Annotated in this window: 12 protein-coding genes and 2 pseudogenes; 8 read left to right on the top strand and 6 right to left on the bottom strand. The window is 53.2% G+C overall.

Features of this window, described 5'->3' with window-relative positions; genetic code table 11:
* Positions 1-2 precede the first annotated feature (2 nt).
* The 6 genes and pseudogenes from H5T67_01500 to H5T67_01525 form a co-directional block, all read right to left on the bottom strand.
* Positions 3-1,352, bottom strand: coding sequence for a UbiD family decarboxylase (locus H5T67_01500; GenBank protein ID MBC7243995.1), 1,350 nt, complete (start codon positions 1,350-1,352; stop codon positions 3-5).
* Positions 1,337-1,384 (bottom strand): annotated as a pseudogene (locus H5T67_01505) (PD40 domain-containing protein). The gene H5T67_01500 and the pseudogene H5T67_01505 overlap by 16 nt, the downstream one beginning before the upstream one ends.
* A gap of 17 nt (positions 1,385-1,401) precedes the next feature.
* A pseudogene (locus H5T67_01510) lies at positions 1,402-2,310 on the bottom strand (ribonuclease Z).
* A gap of 117 nt (positions 2,311-2,427) precedes the next feature.
* A complete protein-coding gene (locus H5T67_01515) occupies positions 2,428-4,137 on the bottom strand; it encodes a putative DNA binding domain-containing protein (protein ID MBC7243996.1) in 1,710 nt (569 codons plus the stop codon).
* A gap of 16 nt (positions 4,138-4,153) precedes the next feature.
* On the bottom strand, positions 4,154-6,625 hold the full coding sequence (gene lon, locus H5T67_01520) for an endopeptidase La (protein MBC7243997.1): 2,472 nt from the start codon (positions 6,623-6,625) through the stop codon (positions 4,154-4,156).
* Between the two features lie 96 nt (positions 6,626-6,721).
* Positions 6,722-7,171, bottom strand: coding sequence for an Hsp20/alpha crystallin family protein (locus tag H5T67_01525; GenBank protein MBC7243998.1), 450 nt, complete (start codon positions 7,169-7,171; stop codon positions 6,722-6,724).
* A gap of 232 nt (positions 7,172-7,403) precedes the next feature.
* On the opposite strand from H5T67_01525, the gene H5T67_01530 reads away from it, so the two are divergent.
* From H5T67_01530 to hydA, 8 genes are all read left to right on the top strand, one after another.
* Entirely contained in the window at positions 7,404-9,836 is a 2,433-nt protein-coding gene (locus H5T67_01530; GenBank protein MBC7243999.1) for a formate C-acetyltransferase/glycerol dehydratase family glycyl radical enzyme, read from the top strand.
* Positions 9,817-10,767 carry a glycyl-radical enzyme activating protein gene (locus H5T67_01535; GenBank protein ID MBC7244000.1) on the top strand — a complete coding sequence of 317 codons (951 nt, stop codon included), beginning with the start codon at positions 9,817-9,819 and terminating at the stop codon, positions 10,765-10,767. Before H5T67_01530 ends, H5T67_01535 begins: the two co-directional genes overlap by 20 nt.
* Before the next feature lie 20 nt (positions 10,768-10,787).
* On the top strand, positions 10,788-12,128 hold the full coding sequence (locus tag H5T67_01540; GenBank protein MBC7244001.1) for an alpha-amylase: 1,341 nt from the start codon (positions 10,788-10,790) through the stop codon (positions 12,126-12,128).
* A gap of 75 nt (positions 12,129-12,203) precedes the next feature.
* Complete coding sequence (locus tag H5T67_01545) at positions 12,204-12,995, top strand: pyridoxamine 5'-phosphate oxidase family protein (protein ID MBC7244002.1); 792 nt, start codon at positions 12,204-12,206, stop codon at positions 12,993-12,995.
* Between the two features lie 108 nt (positions 12,996-13,103).
* Positions 13,104-15,335 (top strand): VWA domain-containing protein, encoded by a 2,232-nt coding sequence (locus H5T67_01550; GenBank protein MBC7244003.1) that lies wholly within the window; start codon positions 13,104-13,106, stop codon positions 15,333-15,335.
* A 98-nt stretch (positions 15,336-15,433) separates the two neighbouring features.
* Complete coding sequence (locus H5T67_01555; protein MBC7244004.1) at positions 15,434-15,904, top strand: LysM peptidoglycan-binding domain-containing protein; 471 nt, start codon at positions 15,434-15,436, stop codon at positions 15,902-15,904.
* Between the two features lie 80 nt (positions 15,905-15,984).
* Positions 15,985-16,344, top strand: a complete 360-nt coding sequence (locus H5T67_01560) for a LysM peptidoglycan-binding domain-containing protein (protein ID MBC7244005.1) — start codon at positions 15,985-15,987, stop codon at positions 16,342-16,344.
* Positions 16,345-16,425: 81 nt separating this feature from the next.
* A complete protein-coding gene (hydA, locus tag H5T67_01565; GenBank protein ID MBC7244006.1) occupies positions 16,426-17,814 on the top strand; it encodes a dihydropyrimidinase in 1,389 nt (462 codons plus the stop codon).
* Positions 17,815-17,819 lie beyond the last annotated feature (5 nt).

A 17,819-nucleotide genomic window follows, 5' to 3' on the forward strand; every position in this document is an offset into this window, starting at 1 on the left:
ACTCAGCCAATGTACTTTTCCAAAGGCATAGACGGGTACCTAACCTTGCGAAACGTCGCGCGCTCTTCCTCAGTGCGCAGTGCCCCAGAGGGCTTACGCCAGGGGATGGTCGCATCCAGACCCATCTTGGCCGTGCGTGATTTTTCTCCAGCGATATGCAAGGCGGAGGGATCCAACGAACTACCGCCCTGATCACTTAGAATAACCACCCCGCTGTTCGCCTGTAACCGCGTTGCAATAGCCCATTCGAGTTCGTCCGGATTATAAATATCGATGTCATCGTCCACTACGAGCACGTGCTTCAGCGAAGCATGTCCCCGAAACGCAGCCTGAATGGCCAACAGGCCATCGTCTGGCCCACGCTTACGGATTTGCACTACCGCATGCAGCCACGAACCGCCACCCGGGGTGAGGAGCACGTTTACGCAATCGCACACTTTGCTCACCTCGGCATAGATGGTTGGCTCACGGGGCAGTCCCATGAGCAACTTATGCTCCAATCCACCAGGCAAAAGAGCTTGGTAGTATGCATCCGGGCGGTGTGTTACACAATGGATTTCGATAACAGGCTGACGGCGCACGATGTCCATCGTTTCCGTCAAGTCTAGGAACGGCCCCTCTTGTGTCTGTTGTCGCGTGATGCGCCCCTCCAACACAATCTCCGCTTCCGCCGGCACCTCCAGGTCTACAGTACGGCACTTGACCAAAGGCGTAGGCGTCAAGGCATTGGCAATAGCCAATTCATCCACACCAGGAGGCGGGCTCATCGCCGCTGCGAGCAGCACCGCCAGGCTATTGCCAATGCAGATGGCAATGTCCAACTCACCCCCTGCCTTTTGCAGAGCATTATATGTACCACGCCCTTCAACAAGCCGTGCAGCAAAATGCGTAGCATCCAACCGCATCAGCCGGTGAAAGCTCATATTGCGGCCATACTCCGGGTCCTTGACAATCGCTATCCCTGCTGTTATGTACGGGCCACCATCGCTCGGCAGGTGCATGAGAATGGGTAAACAGTACAGATCCACCTGTTGCTCAACGACTTCCTGGCAAGGCCCTGAAGTGATAATGGGCGGTGGGACAGGATTGTGCAATGCTTCAGCTAAGGTGAAAAGCAATTTCTCCTTGGACACACCCAAGCCGGAAGCTAGAAGCGACCTCTGCGCGCAGATACCCGCAACTACAGGATAGTCAGATCCCTTCACGCGCTGAAAAAGCACTGGCCGTTCACCCAACTGGTGGATCAGCGCTGCCATTTCCAGGTGGGGATCTACCTCCTGCGACACAGTCAATAACTGCCCAGTATGTTTCAGCACATCCAAGAATGTACGAAAGTTCATCTGCTCAGCCATTTGCCATCTGGGCTCCAGGAGTGACAATCTTCTGTTCCTCATCACCTGCACGGGTAAGGCGGTAGTGATCTAGATCCTTCGCCACTACTGTGTTGGGAAAGATAGGACAAGCTTCAGCCAGAATCTGACTCGCTGAATACCGTCGTGAGATATGCGTCAAATACAGTTTCTTGACCCCTGCTTGGTAGGCCAGAGTAGCGGCTTGGGAAGCTGTCAGATGACCAAAACGCACTGCCATCTCTGCTTCTACATCCAGATACGTAGCCTCGATAACCAGGGCATCTGCTCCGGCTACATGCTCGACCAATCCGTCGATCTGAGCAGCATCGCCAACCCAGGCAAGTTTCACGCCAGGAACCAAAGGTCCCAATACCTGCTCTGGATAGACCATGCTTCCGTCAGCCAGTGTAATCGCCTGGCCCTGTACCAAGAGCTTGCGTTCTGGCCCAGCCGGCACACCTAATCGCTCCGCCTCGCTCACAAGGAAGGGGCGTCGGCTCTCCTCCTCGAACAAAAAGCCAAAACAGCCAGGGCCTCGGTGGATAACGGGGAAAGCAGTGATCGTCAATCCGTGACGCTGCCAAATGACACCAGGATGGATCTCATGGTACTCGATTTTCAGTTGCACCTCTCCGCCTCGCAATACCACGTTCATCAAATCGCGAACGCGCTCCAGAGCCCAACCACCAGCGTATATGCTGAGATGGTTTGCTGCTTCCCAACGGGCGAAAGTAGATACCAGACCACCTAATCCTAGAATGTGATCAAGGTGACCATGTGTCAACAGTACTTTATCCAGTCGCTTGAACCCAAGGCCGCTTTTCAAGATCTGACGTTGCGTCCCCTCGCCGCAATCCACCAGAAACCGCTGATCCTCGTACATGACCATCGCTGCGGAAAGTCCACGCTCCACAGAGGGTGCTGAGGCGGAGGTGCCGAGGAAAACGAGTTCGATCATGATGCTTATGACTCCATAAATGTGCTCGCTGGAACAACTGCTTCATAGCGGACAATCCACTGGTGGCGATTGCCCTTGCGAAGTATCCAATAACTTACCTGCCTGTAGTAATTATCCTTATTGTTTTTCCTTGACGAACTGGCGCCAATCGCCGTGGATTCCATCGTCCGTCACGCCATAGTAGACGTGTAATTGGCCATCGCTTCCACGCTGCACGAAATCATAGCATTTGTAACGCGCACGGCGATAGGATTTCCACAATCCAATATTCCCGCGCCACTTAACCTGCTCGGCCTGCACTGGCCGGTTCTCAAATTCGGTGATGGCATAGCGCCACAGACGGCGCGCTGACGGCCGCGTTACATTTCGCACTAAATTGCCGTTGCGCAGGTCCTTGAGTGTATAATATTTCACCCCTTCGCGCTCTACAACCTCGACTATCTCCACACCCGTCCGAGGTGGGGCAACCAACTGCCCGATTGCTGGAGCAGTCGCTGCAGCCGCGGGAACAATTGCCGTCGTGGCAGGAACCTTCTGTGGCACAACTGAGGGAGCGAGAGCTCGCTGGACAAGTTGTACCACCTCGTCACGCAGGGCGCGACTTGTTTCCGATTCTTGCCGCACATAGATTTCAACCCCGTGCAAGGCATAGGGCGGGTTCTCGCCCTTTGGCACGGTCACACGCAGAACATGCGCACCTTGCGACTTCACAACATCAACAACCACCTCAATCGGTGGCGTAACTGCGCGACTGATCTCCGCAATCAGAGTACGGGTTGCCTCCTCGGGATGATCTATGCCAATTACATGGCTTCTGGGCTTTGAGCCTGCACCAACATAGATCGTGCCGCCATTGGTATTGGCAAAGGCCACTACGTCACGGAGAATAGCCCGCAAATGCCCACCCTTACGTGTCATGCTCTCATGAAACGATTGCACAATGCTGGGGCCAGCTTCTTGAGCGACTTGAACATAGTCAACAACAGGCGCGGTTGGTTGATAAGGCCGCGTGCGCGTGAAATCATCGCCAAGAAAGACCTCTTTCAATGCTTCGAAAGTGAGCTCGGGAAGCAGAATCTCGGTTACCCGATCCCCAATGCCAAGAGCATGCTCGTCTTTCGGATCGCGATCAAGGCGATGTGCATCTGAAGACTGAATACAATGCATACGTCGTGGATATTCCGGTTTCGAACCATTGTAGAAGGATGCTGTCGTATGACGTCCCGATTCCTCCAAATCAGTAACTTCAAGCGCGTGTAGGTGGGGATCCTGGGTGTAGGCGATCTTGGTCTGCCCGCCAAAATCGTAACCACGCATGGCTACTCCATGGGCCGAGTTAGCATGCGCAGCGATGACCAATCCACCCGCTTCAGCAATAATGCGGTAGGCAGTCAGCACGTCTACAGTAGCCCCAACTTCACATGACCCAAGATCGAGCTTATCTGGCGGGATCCTTAGGTCAAGCAGGATGTGCTCTAGCTCACGAATAGAGGTTTCGGGAGGAAAAATTCCTAGTATGTGAAAGCCCAAGGTGGCCGTGAACTCGAATCCTGGTAAGATGAGCATCTTCTTCTCCAGGCGCCGGTACTCTTCCAACTCCTGCTTTTCTTCGCTGCGCAGGCGCTTCAGACGCTCCAGCAATTCCAGCTCGTGAATGCGCGTTCTGATAGCAGCAACACCGGCTACTGTGTTGTGGTCAGTAATCGCAACAATGTCGAGCCCTCGCTCCTCGGCTTTTTGTAAAATTTGCAGATAAGTAACATTCGGTTGTTGATAGCAGGACGAAGCTGGAGTATGAATATGCAGGTCTGCACGCCTCCAGCTCATCGGCTGCTTTGCTTTTCTATGTTTCGGCACTTGTTTTCGTTTTCTTCCTTCTCTTAACACTCGTTGTAGTATTTGTCTTGGGGAGGCCATCGGTTAACGCCGCCGCTAGCACTTCATCTACGGTGTCTACCAGGACAAATTTCATCTCCCTTCTGACCTCCTCCGGAACTTCTTCTAGGTCGGGCTCATTACGCCTGGGCAGAATGACGGTATCGAGACCAGCACGCCGTGCAGCCAATACCTTCTCCTTCACTCCCCCAATAGGCAACACCTGACCGCGTAGCGTGATCTCACCAGTCATTCCCACCTTTGGATTCACCGGCCGACCTGTGAGCAGAGAGACCAGCGCAGTAGCCATCGTCACCCCAGCGGAAGGGCCATCCTTGGGGATGGCAGCAGCAGGAATATGCAGGTGGATATCGCTCTTAGCAAAGATATCATCAGGGATGCCCAGATCCTTGGCTTTTGAACGCACATAGCTCAAAGCTGCCTGGGCCGATTCCTTCATCACATCTCCCAGTTGCCCCGTGATCAAAAACCCTTTGCTGCCTGGCATGCGGGTGGCTTCAACAAAGATGATGTCCCCTCCAGTGGCCGTCCAGGCTACACCAGTGGCAACACCAGGGATCATCGTCCGCTCCGCTGCTTCGAAGAAGTAACGGGGCTTACCCAGCATCTCGACGACCACCTCGGGCGTGATCACCTTTTTCTCCGTTATCTTCCCTGCCGCGATTTGCGTAGCCACTTTGCGACAAATGGAACCTATCTCGCGCTCCAAATTCCGCAGCCCAGCTTCGCGTGTATAGTCGCGGATGATGCGCTGCAATGCCTCATCCGTGAACTCGATTTCGTCTTTGGTCAGTGCGTTCTCGCGCAATTGCCGTGGGATAAGATACCCACGTGCGATTTTCACCTTCTCTTCCTCGGTATAGCCAGATAGTTGCAAGATCTCCATGCGATCCTTCAATGGCGGCGGAATCGGGTCAAGCAGATTCGCCGTAGTGATGAACATGACCTGCGATAGATCAAAGGGCACGTCCAAATAGTGATCGCGAAATTCTCGGTTCTGCTCTGGGTCCAGCACCTCTAGCAAAGCGGAGGAAGGATCCCCGCGCCAGTCTGCGCCGATCTTGTCCACCTCATCCAACATAAAGACTGGGTTCTTAGTACCTACGCGTTTGATGGCCTGTATGATACGTCCAGGCATGGCCCCGATGTAGGTGCGGCGGTGTCCCCGAATCTCCGCCTCATCCCGTATTCCACCCAAGGACATTCGGGTGAACTTGCGGCCTAAAGCACGAGCAATGGACTGCCCCAGTGATGTCTTCCCTGTCCCTGGTGGTCCGACAAAGCACAGAATAACCCCTTCCCGCTCTCGGCGGATGTAATCCACGGGTTCTTCAGTGGGCTCCTCACCTTCGGCCTTCTTCCGCTCCTGACGCAGCTTGCGCACGGCCAAATACTCCAAAATGCGCTCCTTGATTTTTTCCAAATCATAGTGGTCCTCGTCCAGTACCTGGCGTGCGCGCTCAATGTCCAAGTTGTCCTCGGTTACCACCTGCCAGGGCATGCTGACCAGCCAATCCAGATAGGTCTTGATGACCGAGTACTCCGCAGCAGCAGGTGGCATCTTAGACAGGCGGTCTAACTCGCGACGAGCTTCCTTCTCGGCCTCTGGTGGCATTCCTGCCTTTTCGATCTTGGCGGCCAATTCGTTTATCTCAGCCTGCTGTTCATCCTCCTCACCCAGTTCCTTCTTGATGGCCTTTAACTGCTCGCGCAAGTAGTACTCGCGCTGCATCTTTTGCATTTCAGACTGAGCCTGATCCTGGATCTTCTTGCCCAACTCCAGGACCTCTAACTCCTTGTTCAGGACAACATTCAACTTTTGCAACTTGGCTGTAACGCTATCGGCTTCCAAAATAGCCTGCGCATCCGTCATGTCCATGCGCACATAGGAAGCTACCAGGTAAGCGAGCTGCCGTGGATCTTCGACGCTAAGCGTGGCCATAATCAATTCTTCGGGTATATAGGGCATCAGCGAGGCCATGCGTCGGAATAACTCAATCGTGTTACGCATCAATGCCTGGACCTCGACGCCTTCTTCCACTGTGTCAGGGCTCACTTGCACTCTTGCCATCATGTACGGCTCAGTCTGGGTGAATTCTACGATTTTGATGCGCTCTATACCCTGCACAAAAAGCCGTATAGTGGAATCAGGAGCCTTGGCAAAGCGGGCAATAAGGGCCGCCGAGCCAACACGGTAGACATCGTCAGGACCTGGCTCTTCTATACTCGCATCCTTAAGGGCCACCAGAGCGATAATGCGGTTGCCCAGCACAGCATCGTCCACCAGCCTGATCGAACGCGGTTGGCCCACGATCAAGGGCAAGAGAATGGGAATGGGATATACAACTGTATTCTTCAACGGCAGGATAGGCAGAACCTCAGGGATGGTCAGGCGCTCAGTAGACTGCTCTGCCTGCATCGCCGGTGCTTTTTGCTCTGCATTCGTTCCCGCTCCCTGTGCCAATGACTTCATTATTCAATCACCTCCATGGCCACCGTTTTCCGCATTACCCCTCTATGCTTTGCGTTCAGGCACTATCACGATTGGTACTTTGTACTCCCTGCGCACTTTTGGCAGGAGAATGTACAGGAAACCTCTGTCGTAATTTGCCTTTGTTTCGTTCTCATCCACATCGCAAGGCAAGTGTACTTCGCTATGGAACTCGCCATAGCTGATCTCCATTTGCTGATATGCCATCTTTGCCGCCGGGTCAAAGCGGTAACCATGCACTGTCAGGAGACGTCCGTCAAGCCGAACGATGACATCGCTCTCTTCCACACCAGCCACTTCAACCTTGACGGTAATGTGCGAATCGGTCTCGTAAACATCGGTGGGTGGATGCCAGATACGTGGCTGCCCAGGATATAGCCTTTCCCGGCTCGATGCCATAGAAACAAAAAATTGGTGATACCAGGGATTACCTGGATCATGATCTCGCACTTTTAACTTGTCATCGGACCACATATTGATTTACCTCTTTCGTACAGACTCAGGATGGCATTCATATTTTACCGTATATGCATCAAAAAATCAAAGGGCATGGTTCCTAGTCATTCATGTTGAGCACGCGAGAGCACTCAAAAGCGGAGGCAGCACACATAATAAGAAAAGCAACTTTGCTCTTCTCCTTGCTTTGCGATATACTATGTTCGACCGTCCTACCCCAATCGAATCTTTAGCCCAAGGAGGGAATGCAATGACCACTCAGATGGAAGGCTGCCAAGTGATTGCACCGGCGCAATTATGGGCTGCGGCTACCACTCTTCCACCCCGCGTGCAACGGCTGCGTGAGCAGTTCTTTTCCTTCTATGAGCGAGATTACACCAACGAAGTCCGCGCTTATACCACTGGAACACCTTGGGACGTAGTGTATTCCATCTGGAACTGGACCAACGTGCCAGAGATGGCTATGTTCTTTCACGGTGTACGTAGCTATCTCTGGGCAGCAGCTACGCCCGTGCAATTACCCAAAGGATTTTGGAATGAGCCACTGGTGGTACGCCGAGCGCTTTTCTTCCGCGAAGTGCTACAAAAATACCTACCAGTGCAAATCCTAGATGGCGAGCTCATTGTTGGCTCGCACTTTAATACTGCCCTGTCTCGCTGCTTGAAGAAGGACGAAGCCCAGGCACGCGACCGAGCAGAACAAGCCTTTCTCAAAGAATGGCAAACGCTTAATAGCCTGGGCGTGGGCAACTGTGGCGCTATTCCTGGGCACTTGGTACCAAACTACGCCAAAGTACTGCGCATTGGTTGGAAGGGAATTCAGGAAGAAGCCAAGGCACTGCTGGAGCAGCCCGTGAATATGTCTACGACAGGTGCAGGTATCACCCCCGAACAGCGTGAGTTGGCACGGGCTGTTGTCATCTGTGCGGATGCAGTCCGTCTGCTGACAGAGCGCTATGCCCGCGAGGCGGAGCGTTTGGCTGAAACCGAGACCAATCCACTCCGTCGAGCAGAGCTGCGAGAGATTGCTCGCACCTGCCGCAAAGTGCCTTGGTTGCCAGCAGAGACCTTCCCCGAGGCTTTGCAGTCTCTGTGGACCACGCACATGCTGCTTATAGCTGCCGAAAGCTACCCCGGCCCTGGCGTATCCCCTGGACGAGTGGATCAGTACTTGTATCCATATTACAAAGCTGATCTAGACGCTGGCCGGCTGACCCGCGAACAAGCCAAGGAATGGCTGGAATGCTTGTGGATCAAGCACAATTATGTCTATGATTACCAAAGTTGGGTGGGCACTAATCAGGGAATCAATTCCTCATTCGGCCAGCTTATTACTCTGGCCGGCATGGATGCAGAGGGAAACGATGCCTCGAACGATCTCACCTACCTGATGCTGGATGTCATTGAAGAAATGAATCTACTGGAACCTAAGCCCAACATTCGCATCCATGCACGCACGTCAGACCGTTTGCTGAGCCGCATTGTAGATATGCTGGCGAAAACCCAAGGTTCGCCGTTTTTGATCAATTTTGATGAGAATTCCATAGCTGGCTTGCGCTGGGAGGGATTGCCGGAAGAACTCCTATGGGACTATACACCAGTTGGTTGCTTGGAGAACACCCTCCCAGGCTGTGATCGTTCTGGCACTGTTGATGTGAACCTGAACCTGGCCAAAGCAGTAGAGCTGGCTCTGAACGATGGTCGGGACATGGCCACTGGTAAGCAAATTGGCCCACGAACTGGTGATCCAACCACCTTCACTTCTTTTGAACAGTTTTTCACTGCATTTAAAACCCAGCTTCGTCATCTGCTGGAATGGATCATCCGTGTCAACGACATGGCGGATGCAGGACGAGCACGGTGGGAACCAGTGCCATACATGAGCGCACTGGTGGAAGGTTGCCTGGAAAGTGGCAAGGATAGCAACGCCGGTGGTGCACGCTATAACTTCTTGACCGTGGAAGGAGTGGCTCTGGCTACTGCAGCGGATAGCCTGACCACTGTGAAGAAACTAGTCTTTGAAGAGCGCCAGATCGAAATGGAGCAACTCCTCAAAGCTCTGCGGGCTAACTTTGAAGGCTACGAAAACCTGCGCCAAACCTTGCTGAACAAAGCTCCCAAATACGGCAATGACGATCCTTATGCAGATGAAATTGCCCGCGAAATCAGTCGGTTCTGGACAGAGCAAGCATTCCGCTATGTCTCCCCAACAGGCAAGCGCTACCGAGGTGGTTACCTCTCCTGGAACTACTGGATTGCCTATGCCCCTTCCACCGCTGCTACGCCTGATGGACGTCGGCGAGGCCAATTTCTCTCCAATGCGGTCTGCCCAGTCAATGGGGCCGACCGCCAAGGTCCCACTGCGGTGATCAAGAGCGTGGGCAAATTGGGCTTGGAGACAGCCCCAAATGGCGCCAGCCATACGATGAGCTTTAGCCCCAGCCTCCTTCGACATCCTGAGCAGCGGCAGAAGCTGATGGCCTTGCTGCGCGCTTATGGCAAAGTAGGCGGCACTTGCCTGCAGATCAATATCATTGATGCAAATACCCTCCGCGCAGCACAAAAACATCCCGAAGAATACCGCAATCTGTTGGTGCGAGTGACTGGTTACAACGCGTATTTTGTCGGACTGGGCAAAGAAATCCAAGACGAGATCATCGCTCGTGAATCCCACCAACTGTGATGAACACGACATGACGGTCACTGGCCTTGCTTTTAATGTACAGCGCTTCAGTACAGAGGATGGCCCGGGCATCCGCACAACAGTCTTTTTGAAGGGGTGTCCCTTACGCTGCGCCTGGTGCCATAATCCAGAAGGCCTGAGCCCCAAACCTGAATTGGTTTGGTATGATATGCGCTGCGTTGGCGCTCGTGAATGCCTGAAAGTTTGCCCAGTGGATGCGCTGCAATTGATGCCGTCGGGCATGCGCATTGACCGTGACCGTTGCACCATGTGTGGTGCATGCGCAGAAGCCTGCCTGGCTGGAGCTTTAGAGGTCATTGGCCGCCATTGGAGCCCTGAGCAATTGTTGCTGGAATTGCTCAAAGACAAGGTATTTTATGAAACATCTGGAGGTGGTATCACTTTCAGTGGCGGCGAGCCCATGATGCAGGTAGATTTCCTCTGTCAGGTATTGCCTAGATGCCGGGAAGCAGGCCTCCACGTCGCCTTGGATACGTGTGGTGCGGTCTCTTGGGAACGCTATGAGCAAGTGTTGGACTGGGTGGACTTGGTCCTTCTCGACCTGAAAATCATGGATGCAGGACGTCACAAAGATGCTACCGGAGTCTCGAACGAACACATTCTGGAAAATGCTCGCCACATGGCCGCTCGACAGATGCCAATGTGGATTCGCACGCCAGTCATCCCTGGTTATACAAATGACCTGGCAAATATCCAGGCGATCGGTTGGTTCATCCGGGAGAGATTGCCCACAGTACAACGCTGGGATTTGTTGGCTTATACCAATCTAGGCAAACCCAAATATCACCGGTTGGATCAGCCCTATCTATTGGAAGAGGTACCATTGCTCACCAGCGAGGAAATGGAACTTATCTGGCATACAGCAGTCCAATTGGTTCCACAGGCGCACTGGTCTGGGGCCACTCGATAAAGACAGAGGAGAGCAAGACAATGGCTCATGACACTCCTCTGTACTATCGCAATCTGGTCTTGTACGAGGTCTTTGTGCGCAACCATGGCCCCAGTGGTACATTCGCCGACGTACAAGCCGACCTGCCCCGCATTCGGGACATGGGGGTTGATGTGGTCTGGTTCATGCCCATCCATCCCATTGGCAAAATACAGCGAAAGGGGCGTTTGGGTAGCCCATACTCTATCGTTGATTATCGGGAAGTCAATCCTGAGTACGGGGACAAGGCAGCCTTGGCGCATCTGATTGAGAACGCACACGAATTGGGACTGAAGGTCATGATAGACGTCGTGTACAACCACACTGCACATGACTCGCGACTAGCACAAGAGCATCCAGAGTGGTTTCACTGTGATGAACATGGCGTTCCCGCAAGCACGGTCCCGGAATGGAGCGATGTCATTGATCTGAAACACCCCAACCAAGCTTTGGCAGCCTACCTAATCGAGATCCTTCAGGAATGGGCCGAATTCGGCATAGATGGCTTTCGCTGCGATGTTGCTTCGTTGCTACCACTGGAATTCTGGCTACAGGCGCGTCGCGAGGTAGCCAAGGTTAAGCCTGGCATAATCTGGCTGGCTGAGTCGGTGCACGCTGCATTCGTTGCTGCACGGCGTGCCGCCGGGCTGACTGCCATCTCCGACAGCGAGCTCTATCAGGCCTTTGATCTGACCTATGATTATGATATCTGGCCTATCTGGCAGGCTGCTGTGGTGGGGAAGGTTCCTGTAGGACGTTATCTGGAGATGTTGCGCTATCAGGATTGCATCTATCCGGCCAATTTTGTCAAACTGCGCTGTGTAGAAAATCACGACCAGGCGCGCATCATGGCCTTGGCCCCAACCCGTTCTCAGGCAATTGCATGGACAGCTTTCCAGGCGTTTAACAAAGGGGCGTTTCTCATCTATGCCGGCCAGGAATCAGCGGCTACCCACACTCCTTCCCTGTTTGATACAGACAGAATAAAGTGGGGCTATTATGAGCTACAGCCATTCCTGACTTTATTGACGCATCTGAAAAAAGATCCGGCACAGATGGCAGGCCAGTTCGTTCTGCTGAGCACAGAGCCAGCGATTCAGGCAACTTGGTTTTTGCCTGGCAATAGTCTGTATGGTGTTTTCAACACGAGCGCTACCACGGGACGGATGTCTGTACGGCTGCCTGACGGAGAGTACACCGATCTCTTGAGCGGGGCAACTGTGCTTGTTACGCAAGGGCATATGACGATCCCACCTTCAGCAGTCATTCTACGCTATGCAGACAAAATAGATTTGCAAGCGTTCTACTCAGAACTCTTGGATTACCATCACGAGCCACAATGATGGCGCTAGGAAGATTAAGGAGAACATAGAGGCCTGAGCGCTTGGGCTAATTCTCACAATCTGGAGGGAAGAACGATGTCTGTATTGGAGCAGACACCTGGATTGTTAGCAGCTTTACAGGGTGAAATGACGCCCAAATTCCTGGCCTCGCGCAACGCAGCAGGTGTGCCGAATGTGGTGCCAGTAGTATCCATCCTTCCTGCGGAGGACCAGCCGGACACCCTATTCTTTGGCAATTTCTTGCTGCGCAAAACCATCCAAAACCTCAACGAAGATCAGCGCGTGGGGATCCTGGTCATCACTCAGGAGTTGCAGGGCTGGGTGCTCAAAGGCGAATTCGTGGAGTTTCAACGTACTGGTGCTTACGTAGATCGTCAGATGAGCAGCTCCCTACTGCGCTACAATGCATACACTGGCATACGCAATGCAGGGGTCATCCGCGTACACTCGGTGGAAGCCGCTTTTGGCATTTCCAAATGGCAAGTAGCCAAGGACTACTTACTGGCGAGATTATCAAGAGCTGGTGGTGTACGAGATGGCGGCGTGAAAATGCCTCTGCCTGTGCAGCGCGAATTTGCCAAAATGATCGCTGTGAAGGTGCTGACCTGGGTCGGAGAAGATGGCTACCCCATAGTGATACCTGCTCTCTCCTTGCAACCGTCCGGAGAAACAAATCTGGTCTGTCGGAAAAGCACGCGGTTCCCAGAACCGCCGCTAGGTTCTTTGGTAGCAGCCAACATCCTGACTTTTGAGGCGATATCTTACCAGGTCAAGGGGCGCTGGGTTGGAAGCGGCAAGACGGGCATCATCCGTGTACAAGAAGTCTACGCCGGTGGTCCGCCCCTTCCGGGCGGCCGAGTAGCATAGATTGAAGCGCCTCCGCAGCAAATGCGGGGGCGCTTCTCTTTTGGAACATTCCCTTACCCTGTGCCGTCTCAAGATATGAAAAACCGCGTATGTCTTGAGGAGGTGCAGATGAAAATGTTGGCGTCAACACGCCCACGGGGTCAGCGTTTCTGGTTTACAACATGCGCCGCTCTGCTGCTATTCCTGACAGCGCACACAACCATCAGAGCAGATGGGTTCATCATTCCCATTCCGCCACCCCGAGTGGAAATCGTGCCCGATCTTGCGGTCAAATATCACCACGTTAGGGTCACCATAGCAGACCAAGTGGCTCAAACAGAAATTGACCAGGTTTTCCTCAACGATTCGCCGTACGACCTGGAAGGCACCTATATCTTCCCCTTGCCTGAAGAAGCCGCCATTTCTGATTTTGCGATGTTTGTAGATGGACAGCGCTTGGCAGGCAAGATCCTGGATAAAGAGGAGGCACGCCGCACTTATGAGAGCATAGTGCGTCGCCGCCGAGACCCTGCATTGCTCGAATATGTTGGCCGTAACGCCTTCCAGGCCAGCGTTTACCCCATTCCTGCCCATGGTGAGAAGCGTGTACAGCTTGCTTATAGCCAGATTCTGCCCGCTGACAGGGGGCTAATCCACTATGTCTATCCTCTGGATACCGAACGCTTCTCGAGTCGGCCATTGGAAGAGGTGGTCATCACCGTGGATTTGCGCTCCCATGTACCGATTAAAGCTATTTACTCTCCCTCTCACGATGTGGCGATCGAACGCACAAGTGAGACATCGGCTCTCGTGAGCTTTGAAGCGAACAACGTTCGACCAGTTAAAGACTTTGAACTGTACTATAGTCTCTCGGAAGATGATATAGGAGTGCACCTGCTCTCTTATAAGGAGCACGGAGAAGATGGTTTCTTCCTCCTCCTTATCGCACCCAAAATGGAAATAGATGAAGAGGCAATCGTGGCCAAAGATGTCATTTTTGTCCTGGATACTTCAGGCAGTATGGAAGGGCAAAAGCTGCAGCAAGCTAAGGAAGCCCTCGAATTCGTTTTGGATCACCTACGGCAAGGAGACCGATTCAACATCATCGCCTTCAATACCTCCATCAGCAAATATGCACCAGATCTGCGTCCTGCCTCCGAAAGCGCTGAGGCACGCCATTTTGCGCGTCGTCTGTCTGCGGGTGGTGGAACAAATATCCACCGTGCCTTGCTCGAGGCATTGCAAATGCCCAGCAGCGCACGGCCCCAGTTCATTATTTTCCTGACAGATGGCTTGCCCACTGCTGGCGAGACTGACTTGCAGCGCATTCTTGCCGAGGTGAACCGTGTTGCCGCGAAGAACATACGCCTGTTCACTTTCGGAGTTGGTTATGACGTGAACACGGTGCTACTAGATTCGCTCAGTGAGGCGCATCGCGGGGTGAGTTCTTACGTTGAACCGGGACAAAGCATCGAGGAGGTGGTAACCTCTTTTTATAGTAAAATCAACGCACCTCTTTTATCGGATTTACGTCTTCAAATTCAGGATGTCGTGGTAGAAGATCTGTATCCATACCCTCTGCCAGATCTCTTTGCTGGCAGCCAATTGTCGGTGGTCGGTCGCTATCGTGAAGGAGGTAAAGCGCGGATTACGATAAGCGGCATGGTCAATGGGAAAGAGCAGTTTTTTTCTTATTCAAACGTATATTTCAGTCAGCAGAGTGGCCAGGATTTCGTCCCTCGCTTGTGGGCTACGCGCAAGATTGGATATTTGCTCAAAGAAATTCGCCTGCACGGGGAAAACAAGGAACTAGTGGACAGTATTGTATCCCTCAGCGTGCGCTATGGCATTATGACGCCATATACCTCCTTCTTGGTGGATGAAGAACAGGACATTCTGACCGAAACCGGCCGCCAGCTGGTTGCTGAGAGCAACAGCTTCCCGACTGCTGCTCGCGCGCCTTCATTTGGAGCAAAGGCAGTTGCCGATAGCCAGACACAGAACAAATTGACATTGGCTGAACGGGCTGGCGGGAGCGAGACCACTGAGATCAGGTTAGTGGGGAACAAAACTTTTGTCTTGCGTGACCATATCTGGACCGACACAACCTACAATCCACAGCAAATGCGCGTTACTTGCCTGCAACTTGGCAGTCCAGCCTACTTTAAACTGCTGGCGGAGCATCCGCAGTGGGGCAAATACTTCGCTGTTGGCAGCCAGGTCATCGTGGTACTGGAGGGCACGGCGTACCAGGTCAAGGCAGACGCATGTGAAACTCAAGAGCCTCCTCTGGCGAACCCTCAGGCCTTGAGCCCGTGGGAACAATTCTGGCAGTGGTTTTGTGCCATAACAAAACGATAACGATTCACTAATTTGCGTTTTGGGAGATATGCTGTATAATCTGGTTGAGCAATTGTGCGCTATCCTCCAATGACCCTGAATGAAGGAGGTTTTAAGAAATGAACGCGAAATTGCTGCGCTTTAGGATATTGAGCCTACTGATGGCGACCGTCCTACTTTGTCTGAGCGCCTTACCTGTTCAGGCTGCCCCACCGCCCACACCTGTGCCATCCGCTGCTCCGCCTATGCCACCTACTCCTTATGCACCGACAGGCTATCCCATTTATCATCAAGTACAGCGGGGAGAGAATCTGACGCGCATTGCCTTGCGCTATGGAACGACCATATGGGCTATTGCTCAGGCAAACGGCATTTGGAATATCAACTATATCCGTGCTGGACAGATCCTGCTCATTCCGGTACCAGGCCCTACCCCTGGGCCAACGCCGCGTATCTACATCGTGCAGCCAGGTGACACCCTGAGCGCTATTGCCTGGCGGTTCGGCACCACGGTGTGGGCGATAGCTCAGGCTAATGGCGTCTGGAATCCCAACTTGATTTACATCGGACAGAGGTTGTACATCCCTTAAAACCGCGCTGATGGCGCGTTTCGATTGACACTTCGTCAGTTAGAAATGTGTGCCGTCGAGCAATCCAGAAGGAGGGGACAATGAAAAGGATGATCAGAAAAGGGTTGCTGGTCTTTGCGCTCCTGGTAGTTTTGCAATTGATCGTGGGGGCAACAGCCGTTATGGCTGACTGCAGCCGCTGGCACGTCGTCAGGCCGGGCGAGACGCTTTTTGCCCTTGGCCGTTTATACGGCGTCAATCCCTATACGATTGCTCAGGTGAACGGACTGGCTAATCCGAACTACATTCGGATAGGGCAGGTGTTGTGTATCCCCGCTTCCTGTGGCTGGACTGCTCCGCCACCCCAACCACGCTATCCACCAACCCAATGCTGGTACTACTATCGTTGCTGGCCCTATTATTACCCCTGCTATTGGTGGAACTGGTGTTGGGATCCATAAAGCCTTTCCCCCACGATTCATAAGTTGCAGGGTATCGGGGAGTGCCGACCTCGGTACCCTGCTTTTATGTAGCCTATCTTCATGGAGGTCAACATGGATTGCGTCATCAGAAATGGTACGATTGTTACTGCCGAGCGCACGTTGGTGGCTGACATTGGCATTCAGGGCGAGAAAATTGCTGCTATTGAGCCAGGACTTGAAGGCGACAAGTACATTGATGCCAGTGGCTTCTATGTATTCCCCGGCTTTATTGACCCGCATGTACATCTGCAGATGGCTATTGGCGACCTCACGTCGAGCGACGATTTCACCACAGGCACGATCGCTGCTGCCTGCGGTGGAACAACCACAGTCATTGATTTCACAGAGAACTACCGTGGAGATGACCTGCTCGAAGGAGTTGAGAAACGACGCGCTCAAGCGGATGGAAAAGTAGCAGTGGATTATGCCCTTCATCTGACCCTCGCCGATGCAAGCGAAAGGACGTTGGTACAGTTGCCCTTGTTGGCCAAGGAGGGTTATGCAAGTGCCAAGCTGTATACCACCTACGAGGGCCTCTGGCTGCAGGATGGAGAGCTCTTGCGCCTGCTTGCAGCAACGCGCGATTGCGGCATATTGCCCATGGTTCACACGGAAAACCGGGATGCCATCGCCTATCTCACAGCTGAACTCTTGCGCCAAGGCAAAACAGCCCCCAAATACCATCCTCTTAGCCGCCCACCCCTAGTTGAGGCTGAAGCCGCAAATCGTGTGACGGTTCTGGCCGATCTGGTAGATGCTCCCATCTACATAGCCCATCTCACCTGCCAGGAGACGCTGGAAAGAGTGCAGGCAGCAAGGTTGCGCGGGCAGAAGGTGTATGCAGAAACCTGTCCCCAGTACCTGCTGCTCTCTCAAGAGGATTATGAGCGGCCTGGCTTTGAGGGAGCCAAGTTCGTGCTGTCCCCCCCATTGCGCGACAGGTCCAACTGGGACGTGCTTTGGTTGGCACTGGCGAACAACGAAGTGCAGGTTGTATCAACGGATCACTGTCCTTGGTATTATGAGACACAAAAGATCCGCGGTCTGAATTCATTCGCTGAAATCCCCAATGGCACCCCGGGTATCGAGACTCGTGTGCCTTTGCTCTTCAGCGAAGGAGTGGGCAAGGGACGTATTTCTCTACGGCGCTTCGTGGAGATCTGCGCTACCGCGACAGCAAAGCTCTTTGGCCTGTACCCTCGTAAAGGTACTATCGCGGTAGGCTCCGATGCCGACCTGGTCATCTATGATCCCAATAAAGAGGTCACCTTGTCCTACCAGACACTTCATCAACGGGCAGATTACTGCCCCTATGAGGGGCATACCGTGCACGGTTATCCTCGCACGGTATTGTTGCGCGGCCAAGTCATCGTGGACGATGGACGTTTTGTTGGTCAAGCAGGCCAGGGCCAATTCGTCCTCAGAGATACTTTTGCCTTCCACTCGTAATCGAA

The organism is Chloroflexota bacterium, from assembly GCA_014360905.1.
In the GTDB taxonomy this organism is placed as follows: Bacteria; Chloroflexota; Anaerolineae; order UBA2200; family UBA2200; genus JACIWX01.